This is a genomic window from Paractinoplanes pyxinae, from assembly GCF_026626335.1.
Classification (GTDB): domain Bacteria; phylum Actinomycetota; class Actinomycetes; order Mycobacteriales; family Micromonosporaceae; genus Actinoplanes; species Actinoplanes pyxinae.
Window position 1 is genome coordinate 46746 of record NZ_JAPNTZ010000014.1, and the last position, 24141, is coordinate 70886.

Consider the following 24141-nt stretch of genomic DNA (forward strand, 5'->3'; position numbering starts at 1 on the left):
CGGCCGGTCCTAGACTCGCCGCCGTGTGTGCATACCTGCTGGTGGCGGAGGACGACCCGAAACAGGCCGAACTGCTGCGCCGCTACCTCGAGCACGAGAACCACGCCGTGCTGGTCGTCCCGGACGGCCGGGCCGCGCTCGACGAGGCCCGCCGCAACCCGCCCGACCTGCTGATCCTCGACGTCATGATGCCCCGGGTGGACGGGCTCGACGTGTGCCGGATCCTGCGCCGCGACTCCGACCTGCCGATCCTCGTGCTGACCGCCCGCGGGGCCGAGGACGACCTGCTGCTCGGTCTCGACCTGGGCGCCGACGACTACATGACCAAGCCGTACAGCCCGCGCGAGCTGGCGGCCCGCGTTCGGACGTTGCTGCGCCGCACCAAGCCGGCCGCCCGGCCCGCCGATCCCGTGCTCCGGCTGGGCAATCTGCAGGTCGATCCCGTACGGCACGAGGTGCGGGCCGACGGCCGGCCGGTGACCTGCACGCCGGGGGAGTTCCAGCTGTTGTGCGCGCTGGTCACCGAGCCCGGCCGCGTCTTCACCCGTGAGCAACTGCTGCGCCACTTGCACGGCTACGACTCGTACGTGACGACCCGCACGGTCGACGTGCACGTGATGAATCTGCGCCGGAAGATCGAGGCCGACCCGCAGAACCCCGTGCGGCTGGTGACCGTCTACGGCGTCGGCTACAAGCTCGCCGATGCGTAGCCACCTGCTGCTTCGCCTGCTCGCGCTGTCGGCCGTCGTGTCGGTGCTCTCCATCGCGGCGACGGCCTGGCTCGCCGTCCGCACGACCACGCGGGCCATTCAGCAGGAGCAGGTGCAGGCGCTGACCGACGACGCGCGCGTCTACGACGCCCTGCTGGGCTATGCGGCGACGCACCGTGACTGGTCCGGCGTCGGGCCGTTGGTTCAAGACCTTGCTTCCCGTACGGGCCATCGCATCGCCCTGACCGACCGGGTCCGCACTCCACTGGCCGATTCGGCGCCCGGCGCACTGCCCACCCGGGTCTCGGCGACCGTGGACGCACTTGGCGTGGACACCACCCTGCTGCCGGCGGCCCACGACGACCGCATCGACGCCCGCGCGGTCGGCCCGTTCCGGCTCACCCCGGCCGAACGTGCCGGCCTGCGGGCCGTCGCCTCCCAGGTGGCCGGCTGCCTGCGCGAACCCCCGCCCGGGCCGGCTCCGGACCAGGCCCGGTCCGTCTTCCGCAACGCCGTCGTCGTCGAGCAGCCCAGCGGCCGTCCCCGCGTCGACACCCCGGGCAGTGATCTCTCCACCGATCTGGCCTGCGCCCGTCCCCGCGCCGTGCTGGCCGAGCCGACCGCCACCGAGAAACGCGCGTTGCGCCGGCTCGACACCCTGGTTGCGGCCTGCCTCGAACGTCAAAGGCTTCCCGCCGTACGCGTGGGTCTGGACAACACCTGGACCTGGGCCGACCAGGACGCGGCGCGCGCCGGTGAGAGCCGAGCCGGCGCCGTGGCCGACTGCCTGGCCGCGTCGCGCCGCGAACAGCTCGCCGGCTACGTCGCCCCCGCCGCGCTGCTCTTCGTCACCACCCCGGGCGCGCCGGCCGCCCCCGGCTTCGACCTGTCGCCGGCCAACCGCGCCCGGGTCATCGGCGTCGCCGGCTTGGTGCTGCTGGTCGCGGTGGGGGTGACGACGCTGGTCGGCGTGCGGATGGTCCGGCCGTTGCGGGCGCTGACGGCCGCCGCCGGGCGGATGCGCGACGGCGACGACGGCACCCGGGTCGCGGTGACCGGCCGCGACGAGATCGCCCGGCTCGGCACGGCCTTCAACGCCATGGCCGAGCGTCGGCACGAGGTCGAGCAGCTGCGGCGGGCCATGGTGGGCGACGTCGCGCACGAGATGCGCACCCCGGTGACCAACATCCGGGGCTGGCTCGAGGCGGCCGACGAGGGCGTGGTGCCGCTCGACCGGGAACTGACCGCGTCCCTGCTCGAGGAGGCGCTGCTGCTGCAGCACGTCATCGACGACCTGCAGGATCTGGCGGCGTTCGACGCGGGCGAGTTGCGGCTGTCGCGGTCGCTGGTCGGGGTGGACGAGCTGCTGCGGGCGACATCGGATGCGTTCGCGGCGTCGGCCGACCGGGCCGGGGTGGAAATGGTGGTGGAACCGTCGAACGGATCGGTGCACGCCGATCCGGTGCGTTTACGCCAGGCGGTCGGGAATCTGGTGGCCAATGCCATCCGTCACACGCCGGCCGGCGGCCGGGTGACGCTTTCCGCCCGTACGGGAAAGGGGTTGGTTCGGATCGACGTGGCCGACACCGGCGAAGGGATCGCGGCGGAACACCGGGAGCTGATTTTCGAGCGCTTCTGGCGGGCCGACAAGAGCCGCAACCGGCGGACCGGCGGAAGTGGCCTGGGTCTCTCGATCGTCCGCAAACTGGCCGAGGCGCACGGCGGCACAGCCACCGTGACCAGCACTTATGGGCGTGGCTCGACCTTCACGATAAGTCTTCCCGAAGCCGGAAATAACAGGGGCCCGACCGTGGTTGAGACCGATGCACTCCTCGGGAGGACAGAGACATGAAGAACGGCATTCACCCCGCCTACAACACCGTCGTCTACCGCGACCGCAACGCGGACTACGCATTCCTCACCCGGTCGACCGAGACCAGTGAGAAGACGGTCGAGTGGAGCGACGGGAAGACGTACCCGGTCATCGACGTGCAGATCTCGGCAGGCAGCCACCCGTTCTGGACAGGCCGCACCCGGGTCCTCGACACCGCGGGCCGCATCGAGAAGTTCAACGCCAAGTACGCGAAGTTCTCGAAGTAACTTCAGCCAACGCCCGGCGTCCTTGTGACGTCGGGCGTTTTTTGTCGCCCGAGTGGGGCAAAATGCCCCTCATGAGGGCAATCGCGCTGGACGAGTTCGGTGACGTCGACGTCATGACCCTGCGGGAGCTTCCCGACCCGCCGGTCGGACCCGACGCGGTCCGCATCCGGGTGCACGCGGCCGGGGTCAACCCGGTCGACAACGGGATCCGGGCCGGCTACCTCGAGAGCCTCTACCCTCACCACTTCCCGCTCATCCCGGGCTGGGACGTGGCCGGCGTGGTCGATCGGGTCGGCGCGGCGGTCACCCGCTTCGCGCCCGGGGACGAGGTCATGGCGTACGCCCGCAAAGAGAGCGTGCAGCACGGCACGTACGCGGAACTGGTCTCCGTCAACGAGCGGGTGGTCGCCCACGTGCCGGCCGCGATGACGCTCGTGCAGGCGGGCGGGCTGCCCCTGGCCGGCCTGACCGCGTTGCAGGCACTCTCGGCCATCGGCGTCAGCCACGGCGACGTGGTGCTCGTGCACGCGGCGGCCGGGGGAGTGGGCCACCTCGCCATCCAGATCGCCCGCGCGGTCGGGGCCCAGCGGGTCATCGGCACGGCGTCCCCGGCCAACCACGAGTTCATCCGCAGCCTGGGCGCCGAACCCATCGAATACGGCGACGACCTGCCCAAACGCCTGGCCGACCTGGTCGGCGGCGACGGCCGGGTCGACGCGGCGGCCGACTTCCACGGCGGCGAGGCGCTCGCCCAGAGCCCGTCGCTGGTGCGGCACCCGGTGCGGCACTGTTCGGTGGTCGACCCTTCGGTCAAGGAACAGGGCGGCCGGTACGTGTTCGTGCGCCCCGACGGCGCCGAGCTCAGCACGCTGGGCGCGCTGGCCGCCAACGGCCGCCTGCGGGTGCACGTCTCCCACGAACTCCCGTACACCGAGGCCGCCGAGGCGCACCGCCTGATCGCCGACGGCCACGTGCGCGGCAAGATCGTGCTCAACGTCGTCTAGGCGGTGAAGCGGCGGCGGTACTCGGCCGGGCTGACGCCGATGTGACGCTTGAACAGGGCCCGCATGTTGGCGCCGGTGCCCAGGCCGGCCCGGTGGGCGACGGATTCCAGGCCGTGGCCGCCCTGCTCGATCAGGCGGCAGGCCAGGGTGACGCGTTCGACGGTGAGCCAGGCCAGCGGGGTGGTGCCGAGCTCGGCCCGGAAGCGGCGGTGCAGGCTGCCGGTGCTCATCCCGGCCCGGCGGGCCAGATCGGCGACGGTGATCGGCTCGTCCAGGCGGTGCTGGGCCCAGGCCAGCACCGGGGTCAGCGACTCGTCGACGGCCGGGGGCACCGGGCGCTCGACGAACTGGCGCTGGCCGCCGTCCCGGTAGGCGGCGAAGACCAGCCGGCGGCTGACGTGGTTGGCGATCTCGGCGCCGTAGTCGCGCCGGACGATGTGCAGGCCCAGGTCGAGCGCGGCGGCACTGCCGGCCGAGGTGAGGACGTCGCCGTCGTCGACGAACAAAACATCTGGTTCCAGCTGTACGGCGGGGAAGCGCAGCCGGAACTCGTCGGCCAGGTTCCAGTGAACCGCGGCGCGGCGCCCGTCGAGCAGACCGGCCTCGGCCAGGGTGAAGGCGCCGGTGCAGAGGCCGACCAGGCGGGCCCCTCGGTGGTGGGCGCGGCGCAGGGCGGCCAGCAGCGCCGGGCGGGACGGGGTCTCGACGTACGGCCGGTTGGGAACGATCACCGTGTCGGCGTGGTCGATCTCGTCGAGGCGGCCTACCGCACCGATGCTGAACAGGGAGTCACGCATCGGCGTCGACCGGCGCGGGGCGGCCACGCGGAGGTCGTACAGGGAAAAGCCGATCTCAGGCCGGAGCGGCCCGCCGAAGATCTCGCAGGCGCAGCCCACTTCGAACGGGTTGGACTGCTCGTCGACGACGAGCACCACCCGGTGTGAGGATCCTTGCGGCACTGGTCATTTCTACCAGTGCCGTTGCGCTCGATCGCCGATCAGGATCGGAGCATGCTCAAGAAATACGCGGTGGCTGAGGAAGCGGCCGGCCTCACCGAGTTCTGGTCGCAGCGGGTGCTGGCCGAGGCCAACGGCAACCTGCTCAAGGTGGCCAAAGGCACGCGGTCGACAACCTGGCACGCCCACGACGACCAGGACGAGACGTTCCTGCTCTTGTCCGGCCGTATGACAATCCAGCTACGCGACGGCGACGTCGACCTGCGGCCGGGCGACCTTCTGGTCATCCCGCGCGGCGTCGAACACTGCCCGCGAGTCGACGGCGACGAGGCCCACTTCCTGCTGATCGGCCCCTCGGTCACCTCGAATGCGGCCGGCGGCAAGCCGGACTGGAGCTGACTCGGCCTGCCACAGTTCCCGGCGATGCACGAGATTGTCATCGCGGCGCTCGTGGAAGCGATGCGGTACGCGAACCGGATCACTACGCGCTCTCGCAACCAGCGGCTCGCCACTGATCACGAGTGAGGCTGTACTGGACGTCTTGGGGCGTGGCCGACGTGAGGCGCATGCCCAGGCGCTTCATCAGGGCTTGCGACGCCGTGTTGGCCGGGGCGCAGGTAGCCGTGATCTGCGGTAGCGCCAGCGTCTCGAAGACGTGGTGCAGGAAGGCTTCCACGGCCTCGCGGGCGTATCCCCGGCCGTGGTACGCGGGATGAAACTGGAAGCCGATGTCGGGGATCGCCTCGGGCTCGGCCGGCAGCCAGACCCCGATGTCGCCGATGACCCGGTCATCAGCCAGATGCTGCACGGCGAAGGCGTGCCACGCTCCCGGCGCATGGTCGTCGAGGACGGACTGAGCCTTCAGGTAGTCGGCTGCTCGCTCCGGTGTCATGGGCTCGCCGCGCATGTGGCGACGCACCTCGGGGTCGGCCTGATAGCCGAGGAAGTCGTCCAGGTCGGCCGGCGTGAAGCGCCGGACCAGCAGGCGTGCGGTTCTCATGATGAACATCAAGGTAGTCGTCAGCTGGTCCGGCATACACTTGGGTCAGCTCCACCGACGTGGTGCTGACGAACCCAGACCCGCACGCCGTGACCGCCCAGCCCGTCGGGTCAGTGCTACTGCACGTCAATCGCGATGAATGACGCTACTCAGTAAGTTCTCAGCATCCATTTGATGAATACCAGCATCTTCTGGGCCGGTGAGTGAGCGGGCAGAGGCATCGGAACATCGAATGCCGGCTGCACCAAGGGTAGTGCAACCTGCAGAGAGATCTTGTTGTTCTTCAGAGGGCTGCCGAGATGAACGCTCCATTGAGTCGCAGCCGCATCCAACTCGCTCAGTACACCGTCGATCGCAACGTTGTCTCCGGCGTCGATGCTGGCCATGAGGTTGCTCATTCCGCGGCGGAACTTGTGTACTTCGGGTTGTTCTCGTAGCCACGAGACGGTCCTGCCGATACTCCAGCCGCGACGCCTCGATTGCTTGACGACAAACCGAGTCAGCAGGGGAAACGGTATGTCAATCGGCTGATCGCCGAGCCACTTCCGCCGCCGGTCGGTGTACGCCTGGTGGACCTGCCTGTCGAAAGCCTCAAAAATTCTGCTGGAGAACCCATACTCTGGAGCGACTCTGGGTTGCCAGATCGCCTTCTCGGGATGGAGGAGAAGGCTTCCTCCCAGACGGGCTTGCAGGGCCAGATAGTAGAAGTGGCGAACCGTCGTGATAAAAGTGTCGCTGTCCTCATATACGCGCTGCGGAGCGTTGAAGCGCTCGACGCGGTCGATAGGTTCGTAGCGCTCGAAGACCCGGGTAAAGGCCTGAGCGACTTCTTCTGATTCATTCTCGCCCAGGTATCGAATTACGTTCCTCCAGCTCGAGAACGTTCTGTTAAGTTCCTCCTTGTCCCCCGGGATCTCACGTCTCGTATATATGCCGGGGTATGAGTGGAGTCCGCCCGAGTGGGGGGATGACCAATCGACGGCCTCGAACAGGCCGGCCGCTTGGAGATAGAGCTGCTTCGTGTCGTTCCGGCTCAAGTCGCAGATCTGTACGCCGTGCGGAATCTCCAGCAGCCAGCCCAGGGACCTTTCGTTCTCGGCCACGGAAGGGCCATCGAGAAATACTCGGTCGAAGAGGACCAGGGCCTCGATGGATCCACTGACCGATGCTGGGAAGAAAGCTCCGCCTTCCTCGTGGTCCAGAAGGCCATAGTGGAAGGGGGAGTCCAGATTCAGAAGCGTGGACGTGTCCACGATGATTGAGCCGAGTTCTTTCATCCCCGAGTCCCGTCAGAACGTTTCGCACGCACACTGTCGAATACTGGGCAATTTGTGTTCGGTCACACATAGTAGACAGGCCACACAACCCCGGGTCAGATGAGCTACCGAGCCGTGCTTGTTCCATGAACGTCAGGCCAAGCGCGGATCAGGAAGCTACGGGCTCTTTCTCGGGCGTGGGGCGGTGGTTGAGGGACGGGGCGCAGGCGGCGGCCAGGGCCAGTAGGGCCAGGACGGCGATCATGGCGTTGCGCAGGCCGTAGTGCTCGCCCAGGAAGCCTAGGGCGGGCGGCCCGACCAGGAAGGCCACGTAACCCGCGGTGGCGACCAGCGAGACGCGGGCGGTGGGGTCGGGGCCGGAGTCGCCGGCGGCCGAGAGGGCCACCGGGAAGCCGAGGGCGGCGCCGACGCCCCACAAGAGGACTGCGGCGCCGGCGACGATCTGGTTGTCGACGGCGATGACCAGCAGCAGGCCAATGCCGCCCAGGACGGCGCTAGCACCCAGGACCGTGGCGCGGCCGAAGCGGGTCAGGAACCAGCCGCCGCCGAAGCGGCCGAGGGCCATCGCGGCGGCGAAGGCCGTGTAGACGGCCGAGCCCCAGGCGGCGTCCAGGCCGTGGCCGTCGACCATGATGAGCGGCAGCCAGTCGTTGGCGGCGCCCTCGGCCAGGGCCATCGCCAGGACGATGACGCCGATCAGCCACAGGCGTTTGTCGCGCCACACCGGTTCGCGGCCGGTGGCCTTGGCCGCGCCGGACGGGGACAGACCCACGCCGTACGGGATGAGGCGGACCGCGGCCAGGGCGACCGGCACGCTGACCAGGCCGATCAGCACGAGGTGCCACGTCACCGGGAACTCGGCCGCCGTCAGCACCATGCCGATCGCGGCGCCGACCACCGTGCCCAGGCTGAAGAAGCCGTGCATGGTCGGCAGGACGGGGCGTTCGGTGATCCGTTCGACGTCGGCGCCCTCGATGTTCATGGCTACCTCGCCGCTGCCCATGCCGAAGCCGAACAGGAACAGGCCCGCCGTGACCAGGGCGATCAGCGACAAGCCGGCCCCGGCGCCGATCACCGGGATGCTGACCACCGTGGTGAGGATGCCGGCGGTGACGACCGGGCGGGTGCCGAAGCGGGACACGACGCGGCCCGAGCCCAGGATGCCGATCATCGAGCCCGCCGAGAGCCCGAACAGCACCAGACCCATCTGCGCCGTCGACGCCCCGAGCAGGTCGCGGATGTCCGGCGTGCGGGTCACCCACGACGAGATGCCCAGGCCGGGCAGGAAGAAGAGAGCGAACAGGGCGAGGCGGCGGCGTGCGGTGTTCATTGCGTACGAACGTACACAGCGCACCCCGCAAGTGTTACCGCCGTACGAGTTGGGAAAGCTCACACCCATGCGCCTTGATCTTCACGGGAAAACCGCCCTGGTCACCGGCTCCACCCAGGGCATCGGACAAGCCATCGCGGCCGGGCTGGCCTCGGCCGGCGCCCGGGTCGGGGTCAACGGCCGCTCGAAGGAGTCGGTCGACCGGGCGATCGGCGAGCTGGGCGAGGGCGACTTCGTCGCGGTTCCGGCCGATGTGAGTACGGCCGAGGGGGCGTCCGCCGCGCTCGGCGCCATCGGGCCGGTCGACATCCTGGTCAACAACCTCGGCATCTTCGGAGCGCAGCCCGCCCTCGAGATCACCGACGACGACTGGCGGCGCTACTTCGAGGTCAACGTGCTCGCCGCCGTTCGGCTCACCCGGGAGGTGCTGCCGGGCATGCAGGAGCGTGGCTGGGGTCGCGTGCTCTACATCGCCAGCGACTCCGCCGTGGTCACCCCGGCCGAGATGATCCACTACGGCATGTCGAAGACGGCCCTGCTCGGCGTCTCGCGCGGCTTCGCCAAGGAGGCGGCCGGCTCCGGCGTGACCGTGAACAGCGTCATCGCCGGGCCGACCCACACCGGCGGCGTCGAGGACTTCGTCTACTCCCTGGTCGACAAGGACCTGCCGTGGGAGGAGGCGCAGCACGAGTTCATGCGCCTGCACCGGCCGCAGTCGCTGATCCAGCGGCTGATCGAGCCCGAGGAGATCGCCAACATGGTCGTCTACCTGTCGTCGCCGCTGGCCTCGGCCACCACGGGCGGCGCGCTGCGCGTCGACGGCGGCTACGTCGACGCGATCCTGCCCTGACCGTTCAGCACACGCTCGTACAGGAAAACGGCCACCGCCCCGCCCAGCAAAGGTCCGATTGCGTACGCCCACCAGTCCGCGAACTGGCCGGCGGCGATCATGGGTCCGAGCGCCCGGGCGGGGTTCACGCCCGCCCCGGTGACCGGACCGCTCACCAGGATCGCGACCCCCAGCGCGAGGCCGATGCCCAGCGCCGCCCCACCCCGCGAGACCCGCGTGTCGTTGGCCACCAGCACGACGACGAGCACCAGCAGGAACGTCACGAGCGCCTCGACGAGCAGCACGCGCACACCGCCCACGCCGGGAGCGGGCATGGTGGCGCCCAGCTTCGCCACGGTCCGGGCCTGATTCCCGTACACACCCCAGACCGTGACCGCCGCGACCAGCGCGCCCACCAGTTGAGCGACCACGTAGGCCGGCACCCGCCCCCACGGGAATCGTCCGGTCAGCGCCAGCGACACCGTCACCGCCGGGTTGAGATGCGCCCCGCTCACCGGCCCCAGCGCCGCCACCACCACGGCCAGCGCTCCGCCGCCGGCCAGGGCGACCGTTTCCCCGCCGTACGCCGTACCCGCCGCCACCACGCCGGTGATCGCGAGTACGAGCACGAACGTTCCCACCGCCTCGGCGACCGTCGCCCGCCCGGCCTCGCTCCGCAGGTCGTGCCCGTGCAGCCCTAGTTCGCTCCGCCGCGCCGTCTCCGTCGCCATCCCGATTCCCCCTGCAACGCCGTTTGTGAGTCCGAGCGTGCGGCGCGGCGACATGCGAACGCATCCGTCATCCGACTCGCCGGAGCGGCGTGCCCGCTGTGATCCCGGTCGCCGGGCCGCGGCGATCCCGGCCCGGGCCGCGACGATCCCGGCCCGGGCCGCGACAACTCGCCGCAGCGATGGCCCGGTGTGATCCCGGTCGCCCGGGCCCCGGGGCGACCAGGGTGTCCCACGGGCGCGAGCCACTTCGGAAACGGCGAGGCTGAAAACGAAGTGGATATCCGGTTACGGCAGGCAGGGGTAAGCGACATGAGCACCGACATCCGACCGTTCACCGTTCAGATTCCCAAGGACGCGCTCGACGATCTGCAGCGCCGCCTGGCCGCGACCCGCTGGCCGAGCCGCGAGATCGTCGACGACCGCAAACAGGGCGTGCAGCTGGCCACGATGCAGGCGCTGCACCGCTACTGGGCCGCCGAGTACGACAGCGGGCGGGTCGAGTCGCGCCTGAACGCCCTGCCCCAGTTCGTCACCGAGATAGACGGAGTGGATATCCACTTCGTGCACGTGCGCTCCGAGGACGAGAACGCCCTGCCGCTGATCATGACCCACGGCTGGCCGGGCTCGGTCATCGAGATGATCGACTCCGTCGGCCCGCTCACCCAGGGCAACGAGTCCTTCCACCTCGTGCTGCCGTCCCTTCCCGGGTACGGCTTCTCGGGTGAGCCGACCGAGACGGGGTGGGACCTCGCGCGCACCGCCAAGGCCTGGGCCGAGCTCATGCGCCGGCTCGGCTACGACCGGTACGTGGCCCAGGGCGGCGACGTCGGCGCCGGCGTGACCGACGCGATGGGCCGCCTGGGCCCCGACGGCCTGGCCGGCATCCACACCAACCTGTTGGTTCCCGCGCTCAACGACCCATCCGTGCTGCCCAACACCGCCGACGACGAGAAGGCCGCGCTGGCCGCCATCAAGCTCTTCCAGACCACCGGCAACGGCTACTTCGTCGAGATGGCCAGCCGACCCCAGACCATCGGCTACGCGCTGCTCGACTCGCCGGCCGCGCTGGCCGCCTGGATGATCGACCACGACACCGACGCCTACTACAAGATCGCCCGGGCCTTCGTCGACGGACAGCCGTCGGGCGGCCTGACCCGCGACCACGTCCTCGACAACATCACGGCCTACTGGCTGACCGGCACCGGCACGTCCGCCGCCCGCTCGTACTGGGAGGCCTACGGCGCGGACGCCCCCACCGCGGGCAGCGCGCCCCTGCCCGACCCGCGGGTTCCGGTCGGCTTCAGCGCGTTCCCCGGCGAGATCTGGAAGACGCCGCGCAGCTGGGCCGAGCAGGCGTACCCCACCCTCACCTACTACGGCGCCGCCGAGCGCGGCGGCCACTTCGCCGCCTGGGAAGAGCCCGAGCTGTTCGCAGCCGAGCTCCGCAACGCTTTCCGCGCCCTGCGCTGAGCCTGTGCCGCCCCCGCTTCCGGGCGGGGGCGGCCGACGGCCAGCGACCGATGGTTGCGCAACTGTTTCATGGAGTTCGAAGTAGACGGGCGTCCGTCCTCTATGATCACGCCGTGGGCGAGGCAGGGGAGTCGATCGATACGTCGGTGCCGCATCCGGCTCGGCGTTACAACTACTGGCTGGGCGGCAAGGACCACTTCGCGGCCGACCGGGCCTCGGGGGACGCCATCGCGAAGGCGTTCCCGATAGTCGTCGCGCTGGCCCGGGCCAACCGCAAGTTCCTCGGCCGGGCCGTCACTTTCGTTGCGGGCGAAGGCGTACGCCAGTTCCTCGACGTCGGCACCGGGCTGCCGGCCCCCGACAACACGCACGAGGTCGCCCAGCGCATCGCTCCCGAGGCGCGCGTGGTCTATGTGGACAACGACCCGATCGTCATGGTGCACGCCCGGGCCCTGCTGCAGAGCGATCCCCGCGGCCGTACGGCATATCTCGAAGCCGACCTGCGCGACCCCGACGCCATCCTGAAGCACGAGGCCCTGCGCGACACCCTCGATCTGAACGAGCCCGTCGGCCTGCTGCTCATCGCGATCCTGCACTTCATCCACGACGACGCCCGGGCCGCCGCCTCGGTCCGGGCCCTGATCGACGCCCTGCCCGCCGGCAGCTTTGTGGCGATCACCCACGGCACCATGGACTTCAGCTCGCCCGAGGGCGTTGCCGCGTACGAGAAAATGTTCGCCGCCGGCGGCACCGATGTGCGCGCCCGCGGCCGGCAGCAGATCCTCGGCTGGCTCGACGGCCTCGAGGTCGTCGAGCCGGGCCTCACGCTGGTCAGCGACTGGCGCGCCGACGACGACCCGGCCGACCGCCCGGTCAGCGACGACCTCGGCATCTACGCGGTGGTCGCCCGCAAGCCCTGAGCCGGACGCCGATCACAGGGGTTGCTCAGCAAGTTCACAGACCGGTATCTTGCCCCGGCACCACGGGGGAAGGAACCGTCATGAACACAGCGTTCCGCGCTGCTCTGTCCGTCGCCATGCTCATCGGCTTCTATGTGCTGGGCCTGCTCCAGCTCGTCGTGGCCGGCTTTCTGCTGTACGAGATCTGGACCCACGTCCACGGCGCGGGCGCAGCCAAGCTGAGCTGGCTGGTCATCGCCGCGTTCGGGGCCGTGGCGGTCGGCCTGTGGAAGGCGTTGCGGGCCAAGCCGGGCGAGCCCGAGGGCCTGGTCGTCACCCCGCAGCAGGCGCCCGACCTGTGGCGCCTGGTCGGCGACATGGCCCGGGCGGCCGGCACCCGCGCCCCCGACGAGATCCGGCTGGTGCCCGAGGTCAACGCGGCCGTCAGCGAGGACAGCAAGCTGCTCGGCCTGGTCGCCGGCACGCGGCGGCTCTACCTCGGCGTACCGCTGCTGCAGACCTTCACTCTCGACCAGCTCCGCTCGGTGATCGCGCACGAGCTCGGCCACTACTCGGGCTCGCACACCCGGCTGGCTGCCATCACCTACCGCGGCCGCATGGCCCTGCACGAGACGCTCAGCCGGGTCGGCCGGTTCAACGTCGCGGGCTGGGTCTTCAAGGGCTACGGACGGCTGTTTCTGCTGGTCAGCAATGCGGTGACCCGCCGCCAGGAGCTCGAGGCGGACGAGGTCTCGGTGCGCGTGGCCGGTGTCGGGGCCGCCACCTCGGCCATGCGTGAGATCCCCGTGGTCAGTGCGGCCTGGAACTTCTACTTCGGGCGCTATCTGTCGTACGGCTGGGAACAGGGTTTCGCCCCCGACGACGTCTTCGGCGGGTTCCGCCACCTGTACGCGGCCCGGGCGAACGAGCTGGCCGAGATGCGCGAGCAGGAGCCCGACGACGAGACCTCGCGCTGGGACACCCACCCGTCGACCGGCGAGCGGATCGCCGCCATGCGTGCCCTGCCGCCGGCCCACCACCCGGCCGACAACCGGCCCGCCGGCATCGTGCTGCCGCAGCTGCACGAGGCCGGCCTGGCCCTGCAGCGCGAGGTGGTCGACTTCGGCGACCGGCAGGTGCTGCCCTGGCCGCAGTTCACGGCGGCCGCGATGACCAAGCTGGTGCAGGACCGGGCCGACCGCGTCTTCCGTTCGGCGGCCCGGCTGGCCGGTGTGCCCGCAGCCGGTCTGGCCGAGGTGTTCGGGCTGGTCGCGGCGGGCCGGCTGGGCCAGCTGGCGGCCGAGTTCTTCCCGGAGTCCAACCGCCGGGAGGCGGCGGCCGAGTTCACCGACATCATGGACGACCTGATCGCGCTGGCCGCCCTGCGCAGCGGCGTCGCCTACTGGATGCACTCGTGGTCGGAGCCGGCCCGGCTGGTCGACCGGCACGGCCAGCCGCTCGACTTCACCGAGATCGCCAAGCTGGCCGTCGCGCCCGAGACGCTTGACCTGGCCAGGGCCCGGCTCGACCAGGCCGGCATCCGGGTCGAGAACGCGCAGGTGGTCGAGGCGCGGGCCACCGCCACCGGCGCCGACGTGATCGGGGCCATGGCTAACGTGAAGGTCGACGGGCAGGAGACCGACCTGATCCTGCTCAGCCGGGGCTTCGTCTTCGTGCCCGCGCCCAAGAGCAGCGACAAGGGCGAGGAGCGCATCGGCCGGATGCTCTCGGCCAACGACCCGGCCGAGCTGGCCAAGACCTACCGCTTCCTGCCGTTCGAAGAGGTCGCCGGGGCCAAGGTGCTCAAGTCAGTGCCGATCAACGCCGAGCTCACCCTGCACGGCGGCGCCACGGTGACGATCAAGGAGCGCTGGTCGGGCGACACCGTCGGCGACAGCCGCGACACCCTGGAGGCCGTGCTCACCCGGATCAACGAGCGCAGCGGGCGCTAGCGCCGGGGGCCGTGGATCTCGCGGTGCAGGAGCTCCATCCGCTTGTCGAGGCGGGCGGCGTCCTCGGCGGCCGCGGCCAGCTCGTCCCGCAGCGACTCGGGCACCCGGGGATCGTACTTGTAATGGATCTTGTGTTCGAGGCTGGCCCAGAAGTCCATGGCCGCGGTGCGCAGCTGGATCTCGACCGGCACCTGCACCACCTGCTCGGACAGGAAGACCGGGATCTCGACGATCAGGTGCAGGCTGCGGTAGCCGTTGACCTTGGGCTGGGCGATGTAGTCCTTGGTCTGCAGCAGCGTGATGTCGGGCTGCCGGGTCAGCATCTCGGCGACCGTGTAGACGTCGGAGACGAAGCTGCACACGATCCGGATGCCGGCGATGTCCCGGATCCGGGCCCGCAGGTCGTCGATCGTGAGGGGGCAGCCGATCCGCCGGGCCTTGGCGCTGATGCTGGCCGGGGTCTTGAGCCGGGGAAGCACGTGCTCGATCGGGTTGCCCCGGCCGCGGTGGGCCAGCTCCTCGGACAAGATGTTGATCTTGGTGCCGATCTCGGCCAGCCCGAACTTGTAGACCAGCATGAAATGGGTCAACTCGTCGGTCATGCCCCGGAAGGGGTCGATTTCGCCCGCCGTCGCCGGTAACGGATGACCGGCGCCGCTCCAGCGCGCGACCTGCCGATCGCCGTTCTCGGTCGTCAAGGTTCCAGTCTCCGCAGTCGAGATCCACACGCGCCGTTCCCACCGTAAGGGCCCGGCGCCACCATCATCCCGGAGACGTCAGAAGTGGGCGGACCAGGGTCGGCCCGCCCACTTCGAGGTGAAACTACTTCGCGTACGCCTGGAACTCCGCCACGCGGACGTTGAGCGCCTGCGGGCTGGCCGTGCCGCAGTCCGTGTTGGCCCGCGGGTCGGCGTCCTGCTCACCGGCGAAGTCGGGCCCGCCGGTGCACTGGTTGGTCACGACCTCGAGGCGCAGGTGCGTGGCCTTGGTGTCCTTGATGTCGAAGGACTTCACGACCAGGTCCTTCACGCGCGGCCGCGGGGCGGTCGACGGGAAGGCGTCCGGCCGGCTCGTGTAGACGGTCTTGAACTCGGCCGCGTTCGAGCAGGTCACCGTGGCCGTGGCGGTGCACGCGAGCACCTTGAACTGGCGCAGCGCCGTGTACCGGTTCTGCGTGCCGGCGTCCGGGTCTCCGGTGACCGGCGGCCGGAGCTGGGCGCTGACCTGCACCCGGCGGACGGTCTGGGCGCCACCGGCCAGGTCGACCGTGACCTGCTTGCCGGCCACCGGGCTGCCCAGCGAGGCCCAGTTGGTGGCCTCGTCGTCGTCGGTGATCCGGGCCAGGTTGATCCCGTCGCCGGTGGCCACCGCGCCCGCGGCGGTGGAGGCCAGGTTGGCCGGCATCCGGACGATCAGCGGCAGGGTCAGCCCGGGCAGCACCGGCTTCGGGCTGATCCGGGTGTGGCCGTGCCCCGGCGCCTGTGCGATGAAGCCGTACGTACCGGGAACGAGTTTGACCTCGTCGGTGAGCGGAGTTGCCGGGTCGGTGTCGGCCACCGGAACCGCACGGGCCTGGTAGTCGCCCACGAAGAGCTTGGCCCCGGCGACCGGGCGGCCGTTCTCGTCGATCGGGCGGAACTTGTACGTGCCCTCGGTCGCGTAGGACGAGGAGAAGCTCGGCGTCGGGTTGGCGTCGCCCGCTCCCACGCTGACCGCGCCCTCACCGAGACCGCGCTTGGCAAACGCGTTCGACAGCAGGCCCTGGTTGGCCCCGTTGAAGCGGACCAGGTCGGCCCCGAGCATGGCGTCACGCGCGTCGACCATGCTGTTCTGGCTGTTGGCCATCAGCAGGAACGAGTCGAACACCAGCTGCACCCAGCGCCGGTTGCCCGGGCACTTGGTGACCGGCGTCTTCCCGTTGGCGCACGACTTGTTCAGCGCAGGCGTGCCGGCGCCGTACTTCCGGATGAACGCCTGCCGGATGTCGAAGTTGGTCGCCGTCCACACCTCGCCCGAGGCGTGCACCTGCAGCCCGACGAAGTCGTAGTCGATGCTCGAGTAGTTCAGCGGGCTGTTGCTCATGTTGTAGTTGCGGATGCCGGCCACCGGGTCGGTCGTCACGTACTGGCCGATGGTGTACGCCCGCTCGCCCTTGGGCGCGTAGCCGTGCTCGTTCAGGTACTCCATGGCCAGCTGGTCCGACCAGCTCTCGCTCATGCCCTGCGGCGTGCTGACACCCGCGTCCGGCCCGGCGATCATGCGGCCGGTGATGGCGTGGGTGTACTCGTGCCCGATCACCGACATGTCGTAGTCGCCGTCGACGCAGGCGCCGTAGAAGGCGGCCGCGACCGGCTGCCACAGGTACATGTTGGTGATCGGCGCCTCGCCGTCGGGCGGGGTGATCTGGTTGGCGTTGTTGCGCGCCTCGAAGTTCGGCGGGCCGCCGCTGATGCCGCCGGCCTGCGCGTTGCCCTGCTCGTAGTCGTCGGCCAGGCCGCCCGGCCGCAGGTTGTCGTCCTGCATGTTCCAGGTCGCCTCGGTGAAGCCCAGGTGGTACGACCAGTCGTGCATGCGGTTGTGCATGCCGAACAGGTTGGCCCGGGCCGCGTCGATGTCGTTCTCTTGCGGCGTGGTGAAGACGTCCGGCGAGCAGCGCTCCCGGTGCCACTGGTTGGTCCACGGGTAGTTGTAGTCGCGGTCCGGCTTCGGGGTGGCCGTCTCGGTGCCGACCGTGAACGGGTCGTTCGAGTTCCAGTTCTCGACCGCGATGGCGTTGTTGCCGCGGGTCGTGAAGGTGGGCTCGTTCGTGGCCGGGTCGACGTCCCAGGCCAGCGGGGACGCGCTGGTGGCGACGACCTCGTCGCAGCCGCGCTGCGGGGCCCAGCACCAGGTCTTGCGGGTGTCCCGCGACGAGTAATCGGTGGGCGGCGAGTTCGGGAAGACGTCCCACGACGGGTTGTCGCTGTCGTGGTCGACGATGTCCTCGCGGACCAGGATGCCGCCGTCGCGGGCGTCGACGTACGAGGTGTACGCGACCGGTTCGGCGCCGGACAGGTCGGCCCCGAAGGTGACCTGCCAGGCCGCGCGGGCGCCCTCGGTGGGAGTGGGCACGGCCACCAGCTTGTTCGCGATGACCGTCGGGTTGGTCACGCCGGCCTCACGCGCGGCATTGGCCGCGGCCTGCTCGGCGCTCAGGGTGGCCGGCTCGGGCGCCACGACGTCGCGGGCCAGCGACGAACTCACGAACCACACCTTGCCGTCGCGGACGCCGACCGACAGCAGGCCGTCGCGCCCGGCGACCAGATCACCGAACTTCTGCCGGAAGATGACCGCCGCGCCCTCCCCGATCGGCGAGGTGGTCAGCAACTCCAACGCCTGCGCGCCGCGGGCGGTGAGCCCCAGCACGTCCAAGTTCTTTTCCACGTACGCCCGAGCTGCCGCGACCGGGTCGGCCGGGAGCCCGGTCTCGAGGGCGGCGCCGGTCGCCGTAAGCGTGGCCGGCGTGCCGAGGGCGTTCCAGCGGGCGGATGTTCCCACGGCAGCCGATCGCTGGCTGCTGGTCGGGGCGACGAGCCCCTGCCGGTTGTCGACGACGTGCTCGTGGTGGTCGTCGCCCTGCACCTTCTGGGGCGGGGCCTGGGCCGGGGTGACGGGGGCCGCGGTGCCGCTCGATGAAGCGGTCAACACGATCGCGGCGGCCAGAAAACCGGCCGCGGTTCCCGCCAACGCACGGGGTGGGGTGCGCACGGTACCTCCTCTGTGGATTTCACCGTTACCACCGCCATCCGATCGCACCCCTGACCGGCACAACATGGGCCAAACATCTAAATACATCTATAAGGACGTGATGGGTTCCGCGCCGACCGCCGCCGGACGAGGATGAGGGTGATCGTCCGACGACAGGGGGGAACTGTCATGCCCAAGCCTTCGATCGTCCTCGTGCACGGCGCCTGGGCCGACGCGTCCAGCTGGAACGCCGTCGCCAACGCCCTGCGCGACCAGGGCTTCACCATCTACTCGCCGACCAACCTGCTGCGCGGCGTGGCCATCGACGCGCCGTACATCTCGTCGTTCCTGGCCCAGCGCACCAGTGGCCCGGTCGTGCTGGTCGGCCACTCGTACGGCGGTTTCGTCATCACCAACGCAGCCCTGGGCGGCGGCGACGTGCGGGCGCTGGTCTACGTCGACGCCTTCGTCCCCGACGAGGGCGAGAACGTCTTCCAGATCCTGGGCGGCTCCGGCTCGGCGCTGGCCGTGCCCGACCCCAGCACCGTCTTCGACCTGGCCGGCTACCCCGGCGCCCCCGAGGGCGACGCCGAGGCGTTCCTCAAGCCGGCCACCGTCCACGAGTCGTTCGCGCAAGACCTGCCCGAGGCGGACAGGTGGCTGATCGCCGAAGGCCAGCGCCCCATCACGCTCAGCGCCAACACCACCCCGTCCGGCCCGCCGGCCTGGCGAACCCTGCCCAGCTGGGCCGTCATCGGCACCGAGGACAAGGTCATCCCACCCGCCACCCAGCGCTCCATGGCCGAACGAGCAGGCGCAAAGATCACCGACGTGGCCGGCTCCCACGTCTCGATGGTCTCCCACCCGCAGGTCACCATCGACACCATCCTGGCCGCCGCCGCCCACGTCACCGATTGAGCGAATCGACGCTTTCGCAGCCGTCGTTCGCCGGTGTCCATGTCGCCGACTGAGCGGATCGACGCTTTGGCAGCCGTCGTCCGCCGGTGTCCATGTCGCCGACTGAGTGGGTCGGCGCTTTTGTGGGTGTCGTCGGTCGGCGTCCTCGTCACCGGCTTTGCGGGTCGACGTTTCGTGTCCTTCGTCCGCCGGCGTCCACGTCACCGGCTGAGTGGGTCGGCGTTTTCGTGGGTGTCGTCCGCCGGCGTCCACGTCACCGGCTGAGTGGGTCGGCGTTTTCGTGGGTGTCGTCCGCCGGCGTCCACGTCACCGGCTGAGTGGATTGGCGCTTTTGTGGGTGTCGTCGGCCGGCGTCCACGTCATCGGCTGAGTGGCTGGAGGCCGAGTGCTGAGGCCGTGCGTTCGTAGACCTCGTCCGCCAAGCCGGGATCGGCGGGCGGGGTCACGGCGGCGCCCTTCACGAAGAGGCTGCCGCTGGGACTGGGAGGCGTGGCGGCCGTGGCGAGCATGGTCGGCGTGCGCGCGGCCTTCTCGGGCGAGGCCGCGAACAGGTTGCTGACCGCCGAGACAAGTTTGAGCAGGCCGCCCGCCTTGGCGTTGAATCCGGTCCGGATCACGCCCGGGTTGGCGCTGAAGGCCGTCATCCCGTCGGGAAGCCGCTCGGCGAGGGCCGAGGTGGCCAGGACGGCAGCGAGCTTTGCCGTGCCATAGACGGCGAGCTGCGAATAGTTCGTACGCCAGGAAGTGCCGGTGACGTCGGGCGAGCTGCCGTCCAGCCGCCCCCGGCCGACCAGATCGCTCGCGATGGTGATGATGCGCGCGCCCGGCGCGAGCGAGCCGTTAGCCAGCAGCCGGTGCGTCAGCTGAAAGGGCGCCAGGTGGTTGAGCGCGTGGGTGCGCTCAACACCGTCCACCGTCTCCGCATAGTGAGCGAAAGCCGCCCCGGCGTTGTTGATGAGCACGTCGACTTTCTGAACAGAGTTGCACAGTTGGTCGGCCAGATCGTCCACTTCCTTGCGAACGAGCAGGTTCGCGCACTCGCGCGTCACGGCGACAACCTGAAAGCCGGCTTCGCGCAGCTGAGCGGCCAGGGCTTGGCCGAGCCCACCAGCCGCGCCGGTAACGACGGCGACGGGCGCGCTCACGAGCGGACCCCCAATACTCGGCCGACGCCGGTGGCGCGCGAGCTCACGAATGGACTCGCCGGGCCCGGCCGCCGTCGCCGGGTCGCGCCGGTGATGGGCGCGCTCACGAGCGGACCTGGAGGGTGATGGCGGCGCGGTGGCCGTCCGGCGTGGAACTGATCGTCAGCCAGCTGCCGGGCGAGCCCTTGGCCAGGCGGATCTCGATGTCGTTGGCGTTAATGAACGGGCTGCGGCCTCGACGGGCGTACGGTGCCTGGGCCTGGATCTCGGCGGCGAACTCGTCCGGAAAATAGAGCTCGGTGGTGAGTAGCGACCGCCCGCCCCGGCTGACCCGCACGTGGATGTGCAGCGTGCGCGGCGTGTACCAGCCCGGCACGATCGTGCGGAACTCGACGCGCCCGTCCGCGTCGGTCGTCTGGGCGCCGCGCAGGAACATGGCATCGTCGCTCGGCCGGAACCGACGCAGGGTCAGCGACACCAGGGCCGGGAACTTGTCGGCGCCGTAGCGCTGATACCCCGAGTAGATGCCGTCGGCGTCGCAGTGCCAGATCTCGACCAGCGCATCGCCCAGCGGCTCGAGCGAACCCGCCAGCACCGTACGGACGGCGAGCGTCAAGGGTGCGCCGTCGCGGTCCTCGCGGACATCCCGCCGCCGCGGCGACCCGCCCACGTAGTACGGCCCCGGCCCTTGGTTGGCCGTGGGCTCGTCCGGCCCGATCGACACCGCGCGACGCATGGCCGCCCGGTTGTCGATGAGCCGGAGCGCCGTCGTCAGCACCCGGCGGCGCGCCAGATCGCGCACGGTCATGCTCTCCTCCGTCCGATCAATGCTTGGAGTGTCCAAGCATTGCCATAGTGAATGGAGAAGCTTGGATCGGTCAAGTATTGGATAATCCAAGTATCATGCCGATGTGACCGACGAGTCGCTGACCTACCGCCTGCTGCGCCTGGTGCACGCCATGGACGACGCCACCAACGACGGCATCCGCGACGTGATGGCCGAACTCGGCCTCACGCACGCCCTGGCCGACGCGTTATGGCAGCTGGACCCGGACGCGCAGCCGCCCACCATGCGCGAAATGGCCACCCGCCTACGCTGCGACCCGTCCACGGTGACATTCCTGGCCGATCGCCTAGAGCAACTTTCCTTCGTGTCCCGAGCCCCCGCCCCCCACGACCGACGCACGAAGGTGCTCGCACTGACCGCCGCGGGCCGCAACGCCCGCCAACGCTTGGTCAAGGCCGCCACCACCGGCACCCCGATCGCCGCCCTGACCCGCGCCGAACAACTGACCTTGCACGACCTGCTGACCAAAGCCATGACGGCCGCCGGCGCCACCTGAGCGAACGAGCAACCTGCTGCGCCATTCGCTCACCATCCGCCAGGTATTCCGCGCGTTCGCTCGTCGCAGCGCACCTTCGCTCAGCTGACATGCGAGCCGACGCTGTTTGTTCGACATCGCCGCCCGCACTGCACGTTCGCTCGCTGTCGTGCAAGTACGCTCATCGTGCTGGCGTGTCGAGGCGTCTGGTTCAGCAGTCGCCGACCGCATTGCGTATTCGCTCGACGCTGTGCACGTTCGCTCAGTCGGCGCACGATTTGAGCAGTTCATTCAACAGTCGCCCACCGCTTCGGGCGTTCGCTCATAGTCGTGCAGTGTCGCTCATCGTTGGCGCAAGTTGAAGCTGTGGGTTCAGTCGTCGCTGACCGCTTTGTGCCTTCGCTCGTCGTTGTGAGGGTCGCTGGTTGTGTGCGCGAGTCGATGCTGTTCGTTTAGTAGTCGCTGATCGCTCTGCGCGTTCGCTCGCCGTCGTGCAGGGCGCTCATTGTGTGCGCGAGTTGACGCTGTTCGTTCAGCAGTCCCTGACGGCGTTGTGCGTTCGCTCGTCGTCGTGCACGTTCGCTCAGCTTGCGGCTGGGCTGAGGACTACTCGTCCTCGTCGCCGCCTTCGTCCTCGTCCTCTTCGCTGTCGTCGCTACCCTGGTGCTTGGGCTTTGTTTCTGCCTTGGGCTTCGGCTTGGCGGCGGGCGGAGCAGCGGCAGGTGGGGCGGCGGCGGGTGGCTGTGGGGGAGCGGCCTGGACTGACATTTGGGCCTGGCAGGTGGTGCCGTTCAGGCGGAACGTGATGGGTAGGGCGGCTACGTCGCCGTATGTGGTGGAGAAGGTGGTGGCGGCTTTGGCGCCGGCTGGGAGTTTGCCGCCGGTGGCCTCTACGGCTCGGCCGTCCTGGCGCCAGGTGGCTGATGAGCCCTTGATCAAGTGTTGGCCGGAGGGGAGTGCGAAAGAGAGCTTCCAGGTGGGTACGGGCACCTTGCCGGTGTTGTGGATGGTCACCTTGGCTGAGGCCTTGCCAGTGGTGGTGCCGCGCAGGGCGTAGTGGACTGTGCAGGCCTGCGGGCGGGAGACGACCGGCTGGGCGGAAGCGGAAGCGGCGGCGGCGGCGGGATTTGGCGCGGTCGTGGCGGGGGTGGCGGCCACGGCTGCGGCCGGTGCGCCTGGGCCCTCGTCGCCGGCTGCCCGCACCGCCAGGCCGCCGCCGACCAGGCCGACCGCTGCGACCGCGCCGACCACCAGGCGGCGGCGGCCGGCGGGCAGCGGGATGAACGAGCGGGCGGCCGAGGCGCGCCGGGCGGCCCCGATTCCGTTGCGCACTACCGCCGTCAAAGCGTCGGCCGTCGTCAGGCCGGCGGGGCGGCCGACGTCCAGAAGTCGCGCCGGGGGCAGGCCGGCCAGCGCGCCCAGGCGGTCGGCCACCTCGGCCGCGGCGGGGCGGTCGTGCGGGTGTTTGGCCAGGCAGCGGCGGATCAGGCGGTTCGCCGCGGCCGGCAGCCCGGGCACCGGCGGCAGCGGGGCCGGTTCGGCGTACACATGGGCTCGCAGCATCTGCGTGACGGTCGAGGCCTGCCAGGGCGGGTGGCCCGCGAGCGCCAGGTGCAGCAGCAGCCCAACGGCGTACACATCAGTGGCGGCGACGATCGGGCCGCCGGCGATGCGCTCGGGCGAGAGGTAGGCGGGCGTGCCCAGCACCTCGGCCTCCGGGTCCTCGACCTCGCCCGCGGCGGCTGCGATGCCGAAGTCGACCAGCTTGACGCCGGTCTCGGTGACCATCACGTTGGCCGGCTTCACGTCGCAATGCACTACGCCCTGGGCGTGGGCCGCGCTCAGCGCCGCCGCCACCTGGGCGCCGATCGCCACGGCCGTGCGCCACGGCAAAGGGCCGTCGCGCAGCAGATCGGCTAGCGTCCGGCCGTCGACCAGTTCCATCACCACGTACGGCATAAGGTCTTCGCCGTAGTCGTAGACCTCGACGATGTTGGGGTGCCGCAGCGCCGCCGCGGCGCGGGCCTCGTCGCGCAGGCGGCGCAGGACGTCGGGGTCGTCGGCCAGTTGCGGGGCCAGCACCTTGACCGCCACGTCGCGGCCCAGCACCTCGTCGGTGGCCCGCCACACCACGGACATGCCGCCGTGCCCGAGCCGCTCGCGCAGCCGGTACCGCCCGCCGGTCAGGTGCCCGCTCATCACGAGGATCACCGATGCCCCGTGACGGAGGGCCGAAACCTCAGACCTCGAGCGCCTCGGTAACGATCGCGCACGCCTCGGCCGTGTGCAGGGGGCCGTTGCCGGCGGCCTTGTTGAGCAGGCGGCGGAACAGGGCCCGCTCCTGCTCGTCGAGGGTGCCCAGCGCCGCATCCTCGGCCTCGGCGACCTGGCCGCACAGGGCGCCGATCGCCTCACGCCCCCGGGTGGTGGCGACGATCTGCCGCTGGCGGCGGTCGTGCGGGTTGGGCTGCCGCTCGGCGTAACCGGCCTCGACCAGGTCGTCGATCAGGTAGGTCATCATCGTGCGGTCGATGCCGAGCTTGGCCGCCAGGGCCGCCTGGCTGGGCGGGCGGCCCGCCACGACCTCGCACAGCGTCTGGTAGCCGCGGGCGCCGTGCGGGAAGCCGTCGAGTTTGGGGCCGACCATGTCGGCGTACGACCGCAGCAGGGTGCCCAGGGCCGCCCCAAGGTCCGCTGTCGTCTCGCTCACCCGTCCATCCTATCTGTTGGCCAGATCGTCTTTCCGCAATACTATCTCTGCAGACGACGATG

At 70.1% G+C, this 24141-nt stretch carries 22 protein-coding genes; 11 read left to right on the top strand and 11 right to left on the bottom strand.

Going from position 1 to position 24141, the window contains the following annotated elements:
• The first annotated feature begins 23 nt into the window (after nt 1-23).
• From OWR29_RS34120 to OWR29_RS34135, 4 genes are all read left to right on the top strand, one after another.
• Nucleotides 24-710, top strand: coding sequence for a response regulator transcription factor (locus OWR29_RS34120; protein WP_267567533.1), 687 nt, complete (start codon nt 24-26; stop codon nt 708-710).
• The gene (locus OWR29_RS34125) at nt 703-2562 is read left to right on the top strand and encodes a sensor histidine kinase (protein WP_267567534.1); all 1860 of its coding nucleotides are present in this window, start codon (nt 703-705) and stop codon (nt 2560-2562) included. The genes OWR29_RS34120 and OWR29_RS34125 overlap by 8 nt, the downstream gene beginning before the upstream one ends.
• Nucleotides 2559-2810, top strand: coding sequence for a type B 50S ribosomal protein L31 (locus OWR29_RS34130; RefSeq protein WP_267567535.1), 252 nt, complete (start codon nt 2559-2561; stop codon nt 2808-2810). Before OWR29_RS34125 ends, OWR29_RS34130 begins: the two co-directional genes overlap by 4 nt.
• A 71-nt stretch (nt 2811-2881) precedes the next feature.
• Complete coding sequence (locus tag OWR29_RS34135; RefSeq protein ID WP_267567536.1) at nt 2882-3814, top strand: NADP-dependent oxidoreductase; 933 nt, start codon at nt 2882-2884, stop codon at nt 3812-3814.
• Here the strand turns inward: OWR29_RS34135 and OWR29_RS34140 are convergent.
• The gene (locus OWR29_RS34140) at nt 3811-4749 is read right to left on the bottom strand and encodes a GlxA family transcriptional regulator (protein WP_267567537.1); all 939 of its coding nucleotides are present in this window, start codon (nt 4747-4749) and stop codon (nt 3811-3813) included. The genes OWR29_RS34135 and OWR29_RS34140 overlap by 4 nt on opposite strands.
• A 75-nt stretch (nt 4750-4824) precedes the next feature.
• On the opposite strand from OWR29_RS34140, the gene OWR29_RS34145 reads away from it, so the two are divergent.
• A complete protein-coding gene (locus OWR29_RS34145; RefSeq protein WP_267567538.1) occupies nt 4825-5169 on the top strand; it encodes a cupin domain-containing protein in 345 nt (114 codons plus the stop codon).
• A gap of 82 nt (nt 5170-5251) precedes the next feature.
• Here the strand turns inward: OWR29_RS34145 and OWR29_RS34150 are convergent, their stop codons facing one another.
• The 3 genes from OWR29_RS34150 to OWR29_RS34160 form a co-directional block, all read right to left on the bottom strand.
• Complete coding sequence (locus OWR29_RS34150; RefSeq protein WP_267567539.1) at nt 5252-5770, bottom strand: GNAT family N-acetyltransferase; 519 nt, start codon at nt 5768-5770, stop codon at nt 5252-5254.
• A gap of 149 nt (nt 5771-5919) precedes the next feature.
• Complete coding sequence (locus OWR29_RS34155) at nt 5920-7047, bottom strand: hypothetical protein (protein ID WP_267567540.1); 1128 nt, start codon at nt 7045-7047, stop codon at nt 5920-5922.
• A gap of 148 nt (nt 7048-7195) precedes the next feature.
• Nucleotides 7196-8377, bottom strand: coding sequence for an MFS transporter (locus OWR29_RS34160; protein ID WP_267567541.1), 1182 nt, complete (start codon nt 8375-8377; stop codon nt 7196-7198).
• A gap of 67 nt (nt 8378-8444) precedes the next feature.
• On the opposite strand from OWR29_RS34160, the gene OWR29_RS34165 reads away from it, so the two are divergent.
• Entirely contained in the window at nt 8445-9227 is a 783-nt protein-coding gene (locus OWR29_RS34165; RefSeq protein WP_267567542.1) for an SDR family NAD(P)-dependent oxidoreductase, read from the top strand.
• Here OWR29_RS34165 and OWR29_RS34170 read toward each other — a convergent pair.
• Nucleotides 9203-9937: an MIP/aquaporin family protein gene (locus OWR29_RS34170; RefSeq protein WP_267567543.1), complete on the bottom strand. Its 735-nt coding sequence runs from the start codon at nt 9935-9937 to the stop codon at nt 9203-9205. The genes OWR29_RS34165 and OWR29_RS34170 overlap by 25 nt on opposite strands.
• A gap of 309 nt (nt 9938-10246) precedes the next feature.
• On the opposite strand from OWR29_RS34170, the gene OWR29_RS34175 reads away from it, so the two are divergent.
• The 3 genes from OWR29_RS34175 (at nt 10247) to OWR29_RS34185 (ending at nt 14258) form a co-directional block, all read left to right on the top strand.
• Nucleotides 10247-11407 carry an epoxide hydrolase family protein gene (locus OWR29_RS34175; protein WP_267567544.1) on the top strand — a complete coding sequence of 387 codons (1161 nt, stop codon included), beginning with the start codon at nt 10247-10249 and terminating at the stop codon, nt 11405-11407.
• Nucleotides 11408-11520: 113 nt separating this feature from the next.
• Nucleotides 11521-12327 carry an SAM-dependent methyltransferase gene (locus OWR29_RS34180; RefSeq protein WP_267567545.1) on the top strand — a complete coding sequence of 269 codons (807 nt, stop codon included), beginning with the start codon at nt 11521-11523 and terminating at the stop codon, nt 12325-12327.
• An 80-nt stretch (nt 12328-12407) separates the two neighbouring features.
• Nucleotides 12408-14258 (top strand): M48 family metallopeptidase, encoded by a 1851-nt coding sequence (locus OWR29_RS34185; RefSeq protein ID WP_267567547.1) that lies wholly within the window; start codon nt 12408-12410, stop codon nt 14256-14258.
• Here OWR29_RS34185 and OWR29_RS34190 read toward each other — a convergent pair.
• Together OWR29_RS34190 and OWR29_RS34195 are read right to left on the bottom strand one after the other, a co-directional pair.
• Nucleotides 14255-14956: a GTP pyrophosphokinase gene (locus OWR29_RS34190; protein WP_267567548.1), complete on the bottom strand. Its 702-nt coding sequence runs from the start codon at nt 14954-14956 to the stop codon at nt 14255-14257. The two genes, OWR29_RS34185 and OWR29_RS34190, sit on opposite strands and share 4 nt — an antisense overlap.
• Nucleotides 14957-15080: 124 nt before the next feature.
• Nucleotides 15081-18005, bottom strand: a complete 2925-nt coding sequence (locus OWR29_RS34195) for a M36 family metallopeptidase (RefSeq protein ID WP_267567549.1) — start codon at nt 18003-18005, stop codon at nt 15081-15083.
• Between the two features lie 168 nt (nt 18006-18173).
• Between OWR29_RS34195 and OWR29_RS34200 the strand changes: the two genes are divergently transcribed.
• Nucleotides 18174-18902 carry an alpha/beta fold hydrolase gene (locus tag OWR29_RS34200; RefSeq protein ID WP_267567550.1) on the top strand — a complete coding sequence of 243 codons (729 nt, stop codon included), beginning with the start codon at nt 18174-18176 and terminating at the stop codon, nt 18900-18902.
• Nucleotides 18903-19261: 359 nt separating this feature from the next.
• On the opposite strand, the gene OWR29_RS34205 is transcribed toward OWR29_RS34200, so the two are convergent.
• The gene (locus OWR29_RS34205; protein WP_267567552.1) at nt 19262-20047 is read right to left on the bottom strand and encodes an SDR family NAD(P)-dependent oxidoreductase; all 786 of its coding nucleotides are present in this window, start codon (nt 20045-20047) and stop codon (nt 19262-19264) included.
• Between the two features lie 103 nt (nt 20048-20150).
• Entirely contained in the window at nt 20151-20855 is a 705-nt protein-coding gene (locus OWR29_RS34210) for a dioxygenase family protein (protein ID WP_267567553.1), read from the bottom strand.
• A gap of 103 nt (nt 20856-20958) precedes the next feature.
• Here OWR29_RS34210 and OWR29_RS34215 point away from each other — a divergent pair, with 103 nt between their 5' ends.
• The gene (locus OWR29_RS34215; protein ID WP_267567554.1) at nt 20959-21390 is read left to right on the top strand and encodes a MarR family winged helix-turn-helix transcriptional regulator; all 432 of its coding nucleotides are present in this window, start codon (nt 20959-20961) and stop codon (nt 21388-21390) included.
• Between the two features lie 585 nt (nt 21391-21975).
• Here the strand turns inward: OWR29_RS34215 and OWR29_RS34220 are convergent.
• Entirely contained in the window at nt 21976-23580 is a 1605-nt protein-coding gene (locus OWR29_RS34220) for a serine/threonine-protein kinase (RefSeq protein WP_267567555.1), read from the bottom strand.
• Between the two features lie 28 nt (nt 23581-23608).
• Entirely contained in the window at nt 23609-24079 is a 471-nt protein-coding gene (locus OWR29_RS34225) for a MarR family winged helix-turn-helix transcriptional regulator (RefSeq protein ID WP_267567556.1), read from the bottom strand.
• Nucleotides 24080-24141 lie beyond the last annotated feature (62 nt).

Bases quoted from the DNA above. Each gene is read 5' to 3' on its own strand.
- OWR29_RS34125 (WP_267567534.1), top strand. From the start codon at position 703: ATGCGTAGCCACCTGCTGCTTCGCCTGCTCGCGCTGTCGGCCGTCGTG.
- OWR29_RS34130 (WP_267567535.1), top strand. From the start codon at position 2,559: ATGAAGAACGGCATTCACCCCGCCTACAACACCGTCGTCTACCGCGAC.
- OWR29_RS34135 (WP_267567536.1), top strand. From the start codon at position 2,882: ATGAGGGCAATCGCGCTGGACGAGTTCGGTGACGTCGACGTCATGACC.
- OWR29_RS34145 (WP_267567538.1), top strand. From the start codon at position 4,825: ATGCTCAAGAAATACGCGGTGGCTGAGGAAGCGGCCGGCCTCACCGAG.
- OWR29_RS34150 (WP_267567539.1), bottom strand. From the start codon at position 5,770: ATGAGAACCGCACGCCTGCTGGTCCGGCGCTTCACGCCGGCCGACCTG.
- OWR29_RS34155 (WP_267567540.1), bottom strand. From the start codon at position 7,047: ATGAAAGAACTCGGCTCAATCATCGTGGACACGTCCACGCTTCTGAAT.
- OWR29_RS34160 (WP_267567541.1), bottom strand. From the start codon at position 8,377: ATGAACACCGCACGCCGCCGCCTCGCCCTGTTCGCTCTCTTCTTCCTG.
- OWR29_RS34165 (WP_267567542.1), top strand. From the start codon at position 8,445: ATGCGCCTTGATCTTCACGGGAAAACCGCCCTGGTCACCGGCTCCACC.
- OWR29_RS34170 (WP_267567543.1), bottom strand. From the start codon at position 9,937: ATGGCGACGGAGACGGCGCGGCGGAGCGAACTAGGGCTGCACGGGCAC.
- OWR29_RS34175 (WP_267567544.1), top strand. From the start codon at position 10,247: ATGAGCACCGACATCCGACCGTTCACCGTTCAGATTCCCAAGGACGCG.
- OWR29_RS34185 (WP_267567547.1), top strand. From the start codon at position 12,408: ATGAACACAGCGTTCCGCGCTGCTCTGTCCGTCGCCATGCTCATCGGC.
- OWR29_RS34200 (WP_267567550.1), top strand. From the start codon at position 18,174: ATGCCCAAGCCTTCGATCGTCCTCGTGCACGGCGCCTGGGCCGACGCG.
- OWR29_RS34210 (WP_267567553.1), bottom strand. From the start codon at position 20,855: ATGACCGTGCGCGATCTGGCGCGCCGCCGGGTGCTGACGACGGCGCTC.